This window comes from Paenibacillus amylolyticus, from assembly GCF_001570725.1.
Lineage (GTDB): Bacteria > Bacillota > Bacilli > Paenibacillales > Paenibacillaceae > Paenibacillus > Paenibacillus amylolyticus_A.
The window spans coordinates 20,539-34,303 of record NZ_BCNV01000001.1; the positions used below are offsets into that span (position 1 = coordinate 20,539).

At 48.7% G+C, this 13,765-nt stretch carries 11 protein-coding genes; 6 read left to right on the forward strand and 5 right to left on the reverse strand.

The features are described 5' to 3' along the window. Positions 1-175 precede the first annotated feature (175 nt). The gene (locus PAHA3_RS00100) at positions 176-751 is read left to right on the forward strand and encodes an RNA polymerase sigma factor (protein WP_062832928.1); all 576 of its coding nucleotides are present in this window, start codon (positions 176-178) and stop codon (positions 749-751) included. Continuing rightward, positions 729-2,348: a hypothetical protein gene (locus tag PAHA3_RS00105; RefSeq protein ID WP_062832929.1), complete on the forward strand. Its 1,620-nt coding sequence runs from the start codon at positions 729-731 to the stop codon at positions 2,346-2,348. Before PAHA3_RS00100 ends, PAHA3_RS00105 begins: the two co-directional genes overlap by 23 nt. Positions 2,349-2,576: 228 nt before the next feature. Here PAHA3_RS00105 and PAHA3_RS00110 read toward each other — a convergent pair whose 3' ends face one another. Then, a complete protein-coding gene (locus PAHA3_RS00110; RefSeq protein WP_062832930.1) occupies positions 2,577-3,638 on the reverse strand; it encodes a LacI family DNA-binding transcriptional regulator in 1,062 nt (353 codons plus the stop codon). Between the two features lie 114 nt (positions 3,639-3,752). Here PAHA3_RS00110 and PAHA3_RS00115 point away from each other — a divergent pair, with 114 nt between their 5' ends. Continuing rightward, positions 3,753-5,072: a glycoside hydrolase family 125 protein gene (locus PAHA3_RS00115; RefSeq protein ID WP_062832931.1), complete on the forward strand. Its 1,320-nt coding sequence runs from the start codon at positions 3,753-3,755 to the stop codon at positions 5,070-5,072. Positions 5,073-5,423: 351 nt separating this feature from the next. Here the strand turns inward: PAHA3_RS00115 and PAHA3_RS00120 are convergent, their stop codons facing one another. Both PAHA3_RS00120 and PAHA3_RS00125 read right to left on the reverse strand, forming a co-directional pair. Next, the gene (locus PAHA3_RS00120; protein ID WP_062832932.1) at positions 5,424-6,479 is read right to left on the reverse strand and encodes a Gfo/Idh/MocA family protein; all 1,056 of its coding nucleotides are present in this window, start codon (positions 6,477-6,479) and stop codon (positions 5,424-5,426) included. A 78-nt stretch (positions 6,480-6,557) separates the two neighbouring features. After that, entirely contained in the window at positions 6,558-7,445 is an 888-nt protein-coding gene (locus PAHA3_RS00125) for a sugar phosphate isomerase/epimerase family protein (protein WP_062832933.1), read from the reverse strand. Positions 7,446-7,572: 127 nt separating this feature from the next. On the opposite strand from PAHA3_RS00125, the gene PAHA3_RS00130 reads away from it, so the two are divergent. Next, entirely contained in the window at positions 7,573-8,484 is a 912-nt protein-coding gene (locus PAHA3_RS00130; protein ID WP_062832934.1) for an AraC family transcriptional regulator, read from the forward strand. Between the two features lie 135 nt (positions 8,485-8,619). Here PAHA3_RS00130 and PAHA3_RS00135 read toward each other — a convergent pair whose 3' ends face one another. Beyond that, complete coding sequence (locus PAHA3_RS00135) at positions 8,620-9,303, reverse strand: hypothetical protein (RefSeq protein ID WP_062832935.1); 684 nt, start codon at positions 9,301-9,303, stop codon at positions 8,620-8,622. 368 nt (positions 9,304-9,671) lie between these two features. Here PAHA3_RS00135 and PAHA3_RS00140 point away from each other — a divergent pair, with 368 nt between their 5' ends. Further along, complete coding sequence (locus PAHA3_RS00140; protein ID WP_062835905.1) at positions 9,672-10,589, forward strand: PD-(D/E)XK nuclease family protein; 918 nt, start codon at positions 9,672-9,674, stop codon at positions 10,587-10,589. 167 nt (positions 10,590-10,756) lie between these two features. Here PAHA3_RS00140 and ald read toward each other — a convergent pair whose 3' ends face one another. Further along, a complete protein-coding gene (ald, locus tag PAHA3_RS00145; protein WP_062832936.1) occupies positions 10,757-11,890 on the reverse strand; it encodes an alanine dehydrogenase in 1,134 nt (377 codons plus the stop codon). 189 nt (positions 11,891-12,079) lie between these two features. Between ald and PAHA3_RS00150 the strand changes: the two genes are divergently transcribed. Beyond that, the gene (locus PAHA3_RS00150; protein WP_062832937.1) at positions 12,080-13,750 is read left to right on the forward strand and encodes a PucR family transcriptional regulator; all 1,671 of its coding nucleotides are present in this window, start codon (positions 12,080-12,082) and stop codon (positions 13,748-13,750) included. The last annotated feature ends 15 nt before the right edge of the window (positions 13,751-13,765 follow it).

The following is a 13,765-nucleotide window of genomic DNA, read 5'->3' on the forward strand; positions in this document are numbered from 1 at the left end:
ACGAAACCTGTAGAGAATGTGCTGCGGTAATAATATATGTGTATGCAGAGTTCACCCAGTCGGCTTTGTCGATAGGGCGAATTCTTTTTTTTTGGATAAAGTGAGAGGTTTCGGGAACGGCTTCCGTCTATATAGTACAGAACCATGCATGGAAGCTGTAGAGAAGGGGGATTACATGACTCAACAGATACCGGAGGAGGAGCTTATTCAGCGCATTGTTGCAGGGGATAAGCAGTTGTTCTCCGTGCTTGTGGATCGATATAAAAATAAAGTCTACGGCATCATGCGCGGAATGGGCGCGAGTCATCCGGATGCACAGGATCTCGCTCAGGATACGTTCATTCGTATCTATCGTTATCTTCCGTCGCGGCGGGAGGGAAGCAGTTTCTCGTCGTGGGTATACACCATTGCGGTGAATCGGATGCGGGATTTTATACGGGAAAAGAAACCTGTCATGTCTCCGGTCGATCAAGGGATCGAACCTGTCAGTAATGAAACACCGGAAAAACGTGTGCTGCATAAAGAGATGCAGCGTGAAATATATCGCCAACTCGAACAGTTACCTGAATCGTATCGCCTGGTGTTATTACTGAAGTATACAAACGAGTTGAGCTATGAAGAGATTGCAGACATTACAGGCATGAGTTCAACCAAAGTGCGCAACGCCCTTTACCGCGGGAAAAAAACGCTGAGGAAGCAAATGGAACGCAAAGGAGGTTTAGCTACGTATGAAGCCTATTTCAAAGGATGAGGATCGGTTGTGGGAGGATCATTTGTATCGAGAGGAACCAGATGCGGATTTCACGCTTAAGGTCATGCAGAAGCTGGATGGCGTGTCTATTGAAAGTGGCGAAGAAGAGCATTCATTCGTGAAAAAATCCATGAGAGCGCATTGGATGCGCCGGACTGGAATCGCTGCAGCGGCTGTTGTGATCCTTGCCGGAGGGGCTTGGTTTGTTTTTGACCGAACAGCAGAGCCAGCACAACCCGTTGTAAATGCTGTGGATCAGCGGCTTCCCGACATACCCGTACCAGAAGAGATAAGATCTGCTTATCTGACGGACGATTTTAAACGTCTGAAACCACTTGATCTTGTAATTAATCCGAATATTCAAATTGTAGATCAGGGGTATACGCTCAAGATTAGCGATGTCCTAGTGGATCGTTCACAAATTATTATTATAACAGAACAAAGCGACCCTAAAGGCAGCGTGATACCGGCTATTTATCTGGATGCGGGAAGAATTCATGTTACAGATGAAAAAGGGAACAGTGTTGCTTCCATGGCTGTAGATACGAGACTTAGCAGTGGGAAGTATCAAAGGTTTGTATTCCAACTGAAAGATGATATTCCAGATCACGTATTTGTACGGGGGGAATTAAGTTATTTAAAAATCCCTGATTATTATAATGCTGCTACTGGGGAAATTACAGCAAGTAATACAACGGTGGATTGGAGTTTCCAATTCAACATCGATATGACCAAAGCCAAATTAATGGCTATTGAGGCTCCCATGAACAACACCTACACCACTCCTGAGGGCTTGAAACTGGATATGACACAGCTTGTACGTACGCCAAACGGGACCCGCCTTGACATGAACATCAGTCTGGATGATCAACTTCGTGCCAAAGTCGGAGAGAATTGGGCGGATGATATGGACTTAATGTATCATATCGAAATTCCGGAAACGAATGAGTATCGAATCTTTAATGAGAACAGACCCAATGCCCGTCAAGCCAAATTTCGGTTCCGAGATATGAGTAGACTGAGTGAGGATAATGATGGTCAGATGAGGCTTTCTGAGACATGGGATCCTGCTTATGTTACGGTGGATGCGAAGAAGATTCGCTTTGTCCTGGATGGCTATACCATCCCGGTGCGGGAGGAGAAGTCCGTGGAAGTGGATTTAGAAAAGATGCGTAAGGATGCTGAATTTTACACCTACGTACTACAGCTTGAACAATTTGGAGATAAAATTTTATTTTCCAAATATAATTATTGGCCAGTGCAGCAATCATTAAAGTTACCAGAAGGAAACTTTGAAGGGAACTCTTCTCTTGTTTTGGAGGGAGTAGGGACTTTCCAAAATGATATTAATGGAGATCAATGGGTGGCTATAGATCATGAAGGAAAGGAGTATCCCGTTGAAGTGATGGGAACTACGAATCAGCCAAATAAAAACGAAGAATACATCGTAAGTGATCTCAGGTTGATTATCCAAGGTTATAAAAAAGAAAATGGAACGAAATTCATTTTGAAACGAACCGCAGTTAACCGTGAGTATCGTGATGTGAATTGGGAAGTGGACCTTCCATCGTACAGTAGTCTGCCTTGGCTGAAATAATCACTAGTACAATTCTCAGCCATGAAGTAAATGAAGCTTCGAATGGATGGCATAAGTATGGATCAAGAGATTTAAGTGTGGATGTATAGATATATAAGTATATAAGCTTAATATACGAAAAGGCCCTGCATAATGTTATGCGGGGCCTCTTTCGTATGCACCAGACTCACAGGGACAGCAAGTATCTAAGAAATCATCCTTCAGAAAAGAGAGGTTACCCTTTCCGAGTTACGCCGATTCCCTTGGAATCAACGTAGTCGATAACATAACCGTCTCTTTCGGTGTTCCCGGTCGTTCGATCCGGCGTTGTAACGCCTCGACGGCGCGCTGTCCAAGCTCCTCTTTGCACAGATTAACCGTGGTCAGGGGCGGGGAGGACGTAACCGCAGAGTGTACATTGTCGATACCGATCACAAGGCAATCTTTAGGCGTGGAGATGCCCATCTCCTGTAATTTGTACATCCACTGCAAGGCAATATCATCATTAACACCAATCCAGGCATCGGGACGTTCGTCCTCTGGCATGTTTTGAATTGTTGCAGCCAACTGGTTAACCCATTCCCCATTTTCATACGGAATATTCCATTCTCTGAAGCTGGTTGTATGACTGGTTTCCACATGGAAATGGTTCAGAGCCAACTCAATCCCGATCCTCCGCTGGGCGAAGCTCGCAGCACGACCATCATCTGTGATGAGGCCGATTCTTCGGCAATTCATAGACATTAGATATCTAGCCACGGTGATGCCAGCTTCCAGATTATCATGGCTGATCGTATCACAATTCAGCAGGGGCTCCTGATGATCTACCAGAATAATAGGACGACCGGTCTGAGAGAGCCGTTGCAGAACCGTATGAGGAAAAGCTCCCATGACAATAATTCCGGCACAACGTTCCCAATCCAAGTGAGGGGCAATGGCTTTTTCGGGAGAGGTGTTCTCGTCTGTCACTCCGAGTGAGGGAGATACAATGGCATGATGCCAACCACGCTCATTACAGGCGGATATCATGCCGGACAGGACACGTTGCCAGTAGTGGGGTTCACCGCGGTTGAGCTGATTCATGCATATGAGAGCAAACGGTGGATCGGACGGATCTGCATGGTTTGCAGCAGCAGGACTATTACTAGCCCCCGGAGTACTTTGGCGATATCCCAAAGCCCGAGCGAGTTCCAGTACCCGTGCTCGTGTTGCTTCACTAACGCCCGTCTTGCCACTGAGTGCGCGGGAGACGGCATATTTGGATAATCCGAGCTGGTCAGCCAGCGTCTGAATGGATACTTTGCGTGACATATCATTACTCCTTCATTTGACGATCATCTTCTGACACAGTACACTTACAGATAATAATGTTATTATAATTTATCATAACAAAAATAACAATAGAGTTATAAGGAGACGACATCCATGGAACAGTTCAGATTACCGAAAATCCCTATGCCACAACTGGAATTGCCGCAAGCTGTGCAGGATATTCTGACTGAGGCGGACGAGCGTTTGCAACATCGGCCGAGATTGCTGGCTCAGTTTCGCAATTGTTTTCTAAATACACTAGAAACGACTACGAAGCTATTGGAGGATGGGACAACCTTTGTAATTACAGGGGATATTCCCGCGATGTGGTTAAGAGATTCGGTAGAGCAGGTCATGCATTATGTTCCGCTTGCGAAGGATGACGAGAAGTTGCAGCGTATCATCGGAGGACTGATCAAAAGGCATACATTCTATGCTGATAAGGATATCTATGCTAATGCATTCAATGAAACGGCGAATGGATGGCATTGGGATGCCAATGATGAGACGGAGATGTCACCGTGGGTGTGGGAACGGAAGTTTGAACTGGATTCCCTCTGTTTCTCCATGAAGCTGGCTTATACATATTGGCGGGAGACGGAACTGACGGATATATTCGATGAGCGCTTCAAGAAAGTGATGGAGAATATCGTACAACTATGGGAGACAGAACAGCATCACGCAGAGCAATCACCTTACCGGTTCATGCGGCGTAATTGTCCAGTTCATGATACCCTGCGTAATGAAGGATTGGGTATGCCAGTGAATTATACGGGCATGATCTGGTCTGGATTCCGTCCGAGCGATGATGCATGTGATTTTCATTATAATATTCCGGCGAATATGTTCGCAGCGGTAACCTTGCGCCAGATGGGGGAGATCGCGAAGTGGGTGTTCCGGGATGAACAGCTGGTGAGTCGAATGGCTCGTTTGGAAGAAGACATACGACACGGTATTGCTCTGTATGGTACTTACCGTCATCCAGAGTATGGGCAGATTTATGCTTATGAGACGGACGGTTACGGCAACTTTTGTCTGATGGATGATGCAGGCACACCTGGGCTGATGTCCATTCCGTATATGGAATATGCTTCGATTGAAGACATGGTGTATCAGAACACACGTCGATTCATTTTGAGTAAGGAAAATCCGTTCTACTATGAGGGGAAGGTAGCCAAAGGAATAGGTAGCCCCCACACCCCTCCGGGATACATCTGGCACATGGCGCTATCCATGCAGGGGCTCACCGCAGATAATGACGAGGAGATGCTGGCAATGATTGAATTGCTGGAGAACACGGATGCGGGTACCGGATATATGCATGAGGGCTTCCACGCTGATGATCCAAACACGTTCACCAGACCATGGTTTGCTTGGTCCAACAGCCTGTTCTCGCAGTTGGTGTATAAGGCAATGAAGAAAGGAATTCTATAAGTGATGTAATTCAAAAAAATAATTGCTCACTGCCTGCAAAGTGGCCGTTCCGGTTACGAATCGTTCTTTTGATCGCTGTTATCCCCGGATTTCTTGATCGACTTTTGTAAAGTCGAAATCCGGGGATAAGCGTATGCTTCCGATGCAGCTTTCTTTCAGAAAGCTTTTAGGCGACCGCTTCGTTTCTTCAGAATCGATTTCGTTCCCTGCACTACTTCTGCTATTTGGCATGACTGTTTTTTGAACGACATCATTTTTTAGAATAGGGGAGTAGGTAAAAAAACAAGAAAGCCCAAACTGCTGAACTTTGCAGTTTGGGCTTTGTTAATGATGAGATACACAGGCGCTTTGCTATGTGTTTTTCAGTAGATCGGCGATGAACACTTTCTGTCCTGTGCGTGCGCTTTCCAGGGAAGCGAGGACCATGGCCATGCTGAACTGGTTATCACTGCAATCGGTCTCAGGCAATCGTCCGGATTCCAGTGCAGCGAACATGTCTTCTAGACAGCCATGGTGTCCTGTTTTGTCCATGATCGGCAGTTCCGCTTCAATCCGCTCACTTGGCTGGAAAAAGGATGGTTTGCCGTCGGCATCCAGATTTTGTGTAGTAACCACCTCGGCATAGATGTCGTCATGACCATCCCAGATGGCAGTACCCTTTTCACCCGTTACGCGCCAGCTTGCTTCCCATGATGTGGGTACACCTTCAGCGCACCAGGATCCGCGATAGTTGAATACGGAACCGTCAGACATCTCAAATATACATAACGCCATCGCATTGCCCTGATACCAGGACCCCGGAGGGTTGAATTCATGGCAGTACACTGAGATCGGGTTGGCTCCGAGAATGTACCGTGCCTGATCGAACGTATGTATTGCCATATCGAGCAGCAGTGGACTATCCATCAGATCCCGGAATCCGCCGAAGTGTGGCCCGAGGAAGAAGTCGGCCCCTGCGTAACCTACCTGCCCTATAGCTCCACCGGAAATGAGGTGCTGGTAGGCGCGGATACGCGGATCGAAACGACGATTCTGCATGACGGCTTGAATATGTCCTGTGCTGCGAGCGGTTTGCACAATATCTGTGCAATCGGAGAAGGACTCAGCCAGTGGTTTTTCACCAAATACATGACACCCTTCCTTCAGCGCTGTCATGGCAATGCCGTAATGACTCGCCGGAATCGTGACATCGAATACAACATTCGCACCAGTCGCTTGAATGGCCTCACGGATATCGGTGAACGTGGGGCAGTTGAGGCCATGTCTTGTAGCAAAAGCACTGGCAGTCTGTTCATACAGATCAACTAGCCCGACGATTTCTGTATCCGGCCTTTGCAAGGCGTAATCGGCCCATGTGTTCGCCATGGCACCGCAGCCAGCGATAATTACCCGATAAGGATGACTCATATTCTCATCTCCTTCGCATGGATTCTGTTATACAGCTCAAATGGTTTCTTCCTAGGAGTCTTCAAATAATGAGGTTATCTATACCGGATTGGGTACGAAGTCGCCACCGCGGCATTGTTTCAAATATCGTAATGCATGCACCTGTCCGGTCATTTCGAGTTCATCTTTGTACACCGGATCATGCCAGCCTTCAATATCAATCGTGCCCTTATAACCGTTCTGACGCAAAATGGTGATGATGTCTGCCCAGTTGCTATCTCCGAAGCCCGGGGTGCGGTGCCATACAAATTCACGTGGTCCATGCACGCCATATTCCTTGACAATATCCCAGGCAATCGTGGCATCTTTGCCATGCACGTGAAATACTTTGTGAGCCCATTTGCGCAGCTGTGGAATAGGATCAATCAGGCTGGACATTTGATGGCAAGGCTCCCATTCCAGGCCTACATTTTCATCCGGAACAGCGTCGAACATCATCTCCCAGGCCGTCGGGTTATGGGCGATGTTCCAGTCGCCTGTCTGCCAGGTTCCACCCATATCACAGTTTTCAAAAGCAATGCGTATACCCCGGTCTGCTGCCCGGCGTGCCAGTTCACCAAATACTTCCTTGAACCGGGGGATAGACTCGTTAATGGGTTGATCGGTCAGACGTCCGGTGAACCCGGAGACGATATCTGCACCGAAGAGTTGTGCGTGATCGATTACTCGCTCCCAGCTTGCCAGCGTATCAGCGTTGTCTCCGGCTCCCGTGAGAGGGTTACCAAATACACTCACCGCGGAGATGACAATACCCTGTTCGTCCACGATTTCACGGACACGTTTGGCTGTCTCAGCCAAATCCAGATCGCCTGTCGTTTGCCAGAAGGTCAGGTTAAAAGATTCGAAACCGTGTTGCATGATCTGCGGGATAACGCGGACGGCGTCCTGCCCGCCTACAAGGGTACCGATGCGTAATGATTTATTCATGGTTGTAATTCACTCCAATATTGGCTTATAGTACTTCGTGACACTCATTATAGACGTGGATTAACGGGATGGCTCTAAACAATCTTGTGTAATATTAGTCGGATCTTGTGAAGAGGGGGAAGAAGTCGTGCTGGATCTGAAAGCGCTTCACGAAAACACCCGAATTGATCATAAATCACATCCATTTCAGTTGTTCCGAAATCGGTGTTTGGATATGAAAAAGGAAGAATGTATTCTGTATTTGCATTGGCATGAACATTTTGAACTGATTGTTATGCGTAAAGGAAGTGCGCTGTTCCATATCGATAGCAAACCTTATGTGGTTCAAGCGGGTGAGGTCATCATCATTCCCGGAGGCACGTTGCATGTCGGGTATGCTCTGGATGATGGGGATGTGGATTATGATTCCGTCGTGGTTAACCGTGCACTGTTTCATGATTTCACTCATGATCCCGTGCATGAGCAATATGTCGCGCCGTATCTGGAAGGCAGGGTGAGGTTTCCGGTCAAACCGGCAGAGGAAAATGCAGCCTGTTCAGGCTATTATTCTTTGCTAAATGAAGCCGTAGAGGAAATGGCTTTACAGCCCCCGGCTTATCAGCTCGTGGTGAAGTCCAAACTGCATGCTTTGTTCACCTTGCTTGCGCGTACCTTTATGCCACATCAGCTACCGGATAAATCAGTCGGATCGTATTTTCCCAACCGCGAACGCTTCAAACAGTTGATTGCACAGATTGAAGCGAACCCCACAGGAAAGATGTCTGTTACCGAAGCGGCAAGCCATGTGGGACTGAATGCGTATCACTTCTGCAAAATGTTCAAAAAGCTGACCGGACGTACCTTCGTGGAATACGTGAACGGATGCAGAATGAGTGAGGCAGAACAACTCCTGCAAGGTAGCAGTCTGACCATTACGGAGATCGCCGCCAGAGTAGGCTGCGACAATGCGAACTATTTTACGAAGTTATACAAACAGTATAAGGGCATGACCCCCTCGCAGGGGCGGGGGAGGAAAGAAGGTGGAGCACAGCAAGTATAGCCGTAGTTACGACTAAAATGTCCATAACGAAGGCTATGTCTACGGAGAATAACCCGGATAAAGGCCAATTCAAGGCGTTCATCCGGGTGGTTTGGATTCAATAAAACAAGACAATCATCTATGTGTACAACGTGCTCATTTCATAAATCTGGAGAACAGACGATTGGCTTTCTTGGAGAGGTCGTCCATTTTGACATTGGCATGATCGAGCTGATTGTATCCCCATTTGATCGTTTGTAGCATGCGTGGAGAGATGGGCGTACCTTTGATCCGCGGGTAGATGTTGTGATAGGCCCAGACAAGATGCTCCCAGCGATTGTCATTGCCGTCCTGAATGTACTCGGATACGTCGATCACTTTGCCGCGTCCGTTCTGAAGAAGTACATTTTTCAGGTGAATGTCGCGGGGGTTCAGCCCACGGCTGCGAACGGCTTCTCGCGCTGCATCCACATCGAGCATCACCTGCTCGGGGACGGGAATCCCTTTTTCCAAACATTCCAGCAGGGTATCCCCAGGTTCAAAACTAATCACAAGAACATTCCGGCCGCTGCCGTAATAGGTAGGGAAATATGGCAGGCCTTTGAGTTGCTCGTATACCTGTTTTTCGTTTTCTAGTTTGTCCAAGGCATGATCCGAGTACATCTTGAAGGCATACTGCGGCAAGCCATCATACGTAAATACCGCCGCATCCGTACCTGTGCCAATGCAATTCAATCCTTCTACATCGCCGATGATGTTCACGAGCTCATTCCGGTCGCTTCCGATGACTTGGATCTGTTGTAATGCTTCTTCCGCCTGGAACCAATCCGGTCGATTCATGGGTGGTGCCTCCTTTTAGGATATGCCTGTACGATTTTTTTACATATAAACATTTTCTAACGAACCGAGTAAGTCTTATTTCACGTTCGTGTGTGAGATTCGTTAGCGCCGGCCCGCACTGGCCCCGGGCTAGACCCGTACTAGCATCGAGGTCCCGAATTCGTGCCCTCTATAGAGTATATTATGCGTTCTGCTCCGCCATTTCATCTTTTGGTGATGTTACTATATAAACGATACGGATCGAATCGGAAACGGTTGCGTCAGAAGAAAATAACGGAAGCGCGCTTGCGGCAATGTTACCCGGGCTTTATACTGTGAGCATTAAGGGATCTCATGCAGATCCGGCATACAGAAAGGCAGAAGTTCTTATGGCACAATACCCGCAATGGTCTTATTCGCAGTCGCGGGCGAGTATGTTCGATGAGTGCCTGCGCAAATATTATTATCATTATTACGGTGCCCATAACGGCTGGAAGACAGACTCTGCCGATGAGATGCAGGTTCGTCTGTATCGTCTGAAGCAGCTAAGCAATCTGTACCTTGTCTTCGGGGATCTCGCGCATCGGATGTGTGAGTCAGCGGTACGCAGCAGGGAAGAGGGCAAAGATAAACCGCGTGAATCTTTTCTGGAACAGACGATACGCAAGCTGCTGAATCAGGCGTATGTGGAATCGATGGACGCGGATCAGTGGCGGTTGAACCCCAAGAATCGCACGATGCTGTCCGAGATTTATTACGGGGACGATACGTTGAATGACCGGATCGCCACGATTAGGGAGCGGGCTTCGGCCTGTGTCAATAACCTGTATCAGACGCTTACGTGGGAGGACTTGTCCCGGGCAAGTACGGACATTCTGGAGATCGAGAAATGGGATACCATGATGCTGCACGATACACGCGTGTATGTGAAGATGGACTTATTGTATCGGCGCAGTAACGGCAATATTGTCATTGTGGACTGGAAGACGGGCAAGGAAGATGACTTCTCGGATCAGTTAATGCTGTACGCATCCTATGTGAGAGAGCATTACCGGGTTCCCTTGGAGCAGATTGAGCTGCGAGTGGAGTACCTGTTAACCGGGAAGCATCGAGAGTTTAACGCAACGGAAGAGGATATCCGGAAGGTGGAGGAGAACGTGGGTCGTTACATCGAGGAGATGCGATCCTGCGTGGAGGATGAGTATTACAACCGTCCCAAGGACGTCAATTACTTCACGGCGATGCCATCGCACCGGTCCTGTCGGGATTGCAACTTCCGCGAAGTGTGCAGCGAACGGGCGGTCTAGAACGCCAAAACCTGAGGAGCATAAGGCCTTATACCAACTAACGAGCTATTTCTTATGCGAAAAAAATCAAGAAGCGCAAGCCGGGAACATTCATCTGCCCGACTCGCGCTTCTATTGCGTTCTACAGGCCTGGCGACAAGGCGCCGGGTGGAACGATCATATCAAGATCACTGGACAGCGGCGATGTTCTCCAGCGCCTGTCCTGCAGGAACATAGGCGTGCCCGAGGTCCCGGGCAACCGCCTCATACGTGATGTGTCCATTCAGCACGTTAACCGCGCTGCGAATGGACGAACTGCCGCGAATCGCGGCGGCTGCACCGTGGTTGGCCAGCTGCAGCGCATAAGGCATGGTGGCGTTGGTCAGCGCCACCGTGGACGTACGCGGCACGGCGCCCGGCATGTTCGCCACCGCGTAGTGCACGACACCATGTTTCACATAGGTCGGTTCATCGTGGGTTGTGATATGATCAATGGTCTCAACGATCCCACCTTGATCAATCGCCACATCCACAATGACCGAACCCGGTGCCATCGTCTTCACCACTTGCTCGCTGACAAGCGTTGGCGCCTTGGCGCCCGGAATCAGCACCGCACAGATCAACAAATCTGCCGCCGCAACAGCTGCTGCAATGTTGGATGGGCTGGATACCAATGTGTGGATCTGATTGCCGAAGATATCATCCAATTGGCGCAGACGATTGAGATTCAGGTCAAGAATGGTTACATCTGCTCCGAGACCAATGGCAATTTTGGCTGCATTTGTTCCGACCGTACCGCCACCAATAATGGCTACTTTCCCCCGACTAACGCCTGGCACACCAGACAACAGAATACCCTTGCCACCTTCGGTCTTCTCCAGTAACTGTGCTCCAATCTGAGATGCCATGCGTCCTGCGACTTCACTCATGGGTGTGAGCAGCGGGAGGGTATTGTTGACCTCCAGCGTCTCATACGCGATGGCCGTTACCCGACTTGCAATAAGCGCTTTAGCAAGCTCAGGTTCCGCTGCGAGGTGCAGGTAGGTGAACAGAATCAGTCCCGGACGAAAATATCCATATTCACTGGCAAGCGGTTCTTTCACCTTGATGATCATTTCGGCCTCTGTCCAAACTGACTTGGCATCATTCCGAATGTCAGCGCCCGCAACTTGATATTCATGATCCGTGAACCCGCTGCCGTTCCCCGCGCCTTGTTCAATTATCACCTGGTGACCGGCTCTGATGAAATCAGCAGCCCCGGCCGGAGTCATTGCTACACGATTCTCATTGTTTTTGATTTCTTTGGGAATTCCGATTCTCATCACCATGCACCTCGTCCATTTATTGGTTGTTAGCTTATACTACAAGTTTATGACTTGCATAATCGTTTTGCACCTTACCTCATGTCTAATTTTTAGAGGACCAACTCAACATATTGTCGAAAAAGACTGTTCAGGACATTTGTCCATGGATTATAATGTAAGAAATAATAACACGAAGAGGGATCGCCATTGCAAAATGACCGCGTGTTTACGATCAAAGATATCCTTGCACGTCCGATATTTGGCCGAGCAAGACTTGCGGCAGGGAAGGATGGGGTGAACCGTCAGGTTGGCTGGGTTCATGTATTGGAGATTACGAATGTGTCTCCATTTGTAAGCCCCCATGATCTTATTTTATCCACCGGACTGTGGCTTCAATCGGAAGAAGGGCGCGAAGAGTATCTGCTTCAGCTGATTGGCAGTGAGGCAGCGGGGCTGTGTGTGGAGTTTGGTACCAGCATATATGGAATCCCGGAAGAACTGATTGAACTGGCCGATAGACACCAGTTCCCGCTGATCGTATTTGAACAACCAGTTCGTTTTGTCGAGATCACGCAGGATATTCACTCTCTGCTCATTAATCATCAGCACCAGCTGCTGAAAAGTCTGGAAGCTTACTCCCGTCAGCTTCAGCAACGAACATTGCAGAGTACGGATATGTCCGCTGTGCTGAACCTGCTGCATGAGTACGCTGCAAAACCGGTGGTGTACATCTCGTCCATGGAGCCGGGCAGTTTTGTCCCCGAACTTGCTCCAGAGATGGAACAGGCCATCTATACCTGGTATGAACAGGAGGTAGAGCACCTGGACCTGAATGATTCGGATACCGAATTATGGTTCCATATGGACGAAGAGAAGGTTCTGCTCTGCCATCCGGTCGTCTGTTTCGGTCAAGTATTCTCTGCTGTGGGCATGATTGTACATCCGTCCGCTCCAGTAGAGTATCTCAAGCTGTTACTCGACTATACGGCTAAGGCGGCGGCAGCGCTCACGCTTCGTTCCCAGTTTCTTGAAGAGAAGATGGTCCGCAATCAGAACGAGCTGATCCAGGATTTAATGAATGGCAACATTCTTCAGGAGGAACAAGCCCAGACCCGAATGGGACTTCGTTTGCTGGTGAAGGGACAGTACTGGTTTGCGGGAGGGGTTATAGAGATTGAGCATCGATTGAAGGGTACAGGCCGGGAGCGGATGGAAGCGAATCATCAGGATATTCTTGTCCTGCTTCGATCCCTGCTCAAGAAGAACAATCTGCCCAGCCTAATCATGCTGAAGAACAATCAGGTGTATCTGTGCTGTGCGAAGGAAGCAGTCTCGGCTGCTACGCGTCATCAGCTGCTCCGATTGCTGGAAGGAATCGCTCTGGACGTGAAGCGGTTTGCGAGCCGTAACTTGAAGCAGGTCGCCATTCATGCCGGATTTGGCAAGTTACGCAGCCGTTTGACCAGCCTGCCAGACAGCCTTCAGGAGGCCTATCAGGTGATCGAAGTGTCCAGATCGGTAGATCAGATGGAACATGTTCATTTTTACGAACGTATGGGTATATATCAAATGTTAAAAGCTTTACCCCAATCCTTCCTGCAACCTTTTGTCCAGGATCACCTGGGTGTGCTGATTGAACATGACCAAACGCATCATCTGCGATTGGTAGAGACGCTGGATGCTTACCTGCAGAACTTTGGTTCCAAACGGGATGCAGCGGCACAGTTGTTTGTTCATCGGCAAACGTTGTACAACAGACTGGAGAAGCTGGAAGAACTGATGGGGCCTGATTACATGAACCAAGGGAGAAGAATCTGTCTGGAGATGGCGCTGCTCGCGCACGCAATGATTGAGAATGGACAGTGGAAATCCTCTTGATGAGGTGAAGGCGAT

What these genes read in the sequence shown, in the direction of transcription:
- PAHA3_RS00100 (WP_062832928.1), top strand. Translation starts at nt 176, where the DNA reads ATGACTCAACAGATACCGGAGGAGGAGCTTATTCAGCGCATTGTTGCA.
- PAHA3_RS00105 (WP_062832929.1), top strand. Translation starts at nt 729, where the DNA reads ATGAAGCCTATTTCAAAGGATGAGGATCGGTTGTGGGAGGATCATTTG.
- PAHA3_RS00110 (WP_062832930.1), bottom strand. Translation starts at nt 3,638, where the DNA reads ATGTCACGCAAAGTATCCATTCAGACGCTGGCTGACCAGCTCGGATTA.
- PAHA3_RS00115 (WP_062832931.1), top strand. Translation starts at nt 3,753, where the DNA reads ATGGAACAGTTCAGATTACCGAAAATCCCTATGCCACAACTGGAATTG.
- PAHA3_RS00120 (WP_062832932.1), bottom strand. Translation starts at nt 6,479, where the DNA reads ATGAGTCATCCTTATCGGGTAATTATCGCTGGCTGCGGTGCCATGGCG.
- PAHA3_RS00125 (WP_062832933.1), bottom strand. Translation starts at nt 7,445, where the DNA reads ATGAATAAATCATTACGCATCGGTACCCTTGTAGGCGGGCAGGACGCC.
- PAHA3_RS00135 (WP_062832935.1), bottom strand. Translation starts at nt 9,303, where the DNA reads ATGAATCGACCGGATTGGTTCCAGGCGGAAGAAGCATTACAACAGATC.
- PAHA3_RS00140 (WP_062835905.1), top strand. Translation starts at nt 9,672, where the DNA reads ATGGCACAATACCCGCAATGGTCTTATTCGCAGTCGCGGGCGAGTATG.
- ald (WP_062832936.1), bottom strand. Translation starts at nt 11,890, where the DNA reads ATGAGAATCGGAATTCCCAAAGAAATCAAAAACAATGAGAATCGTGTA.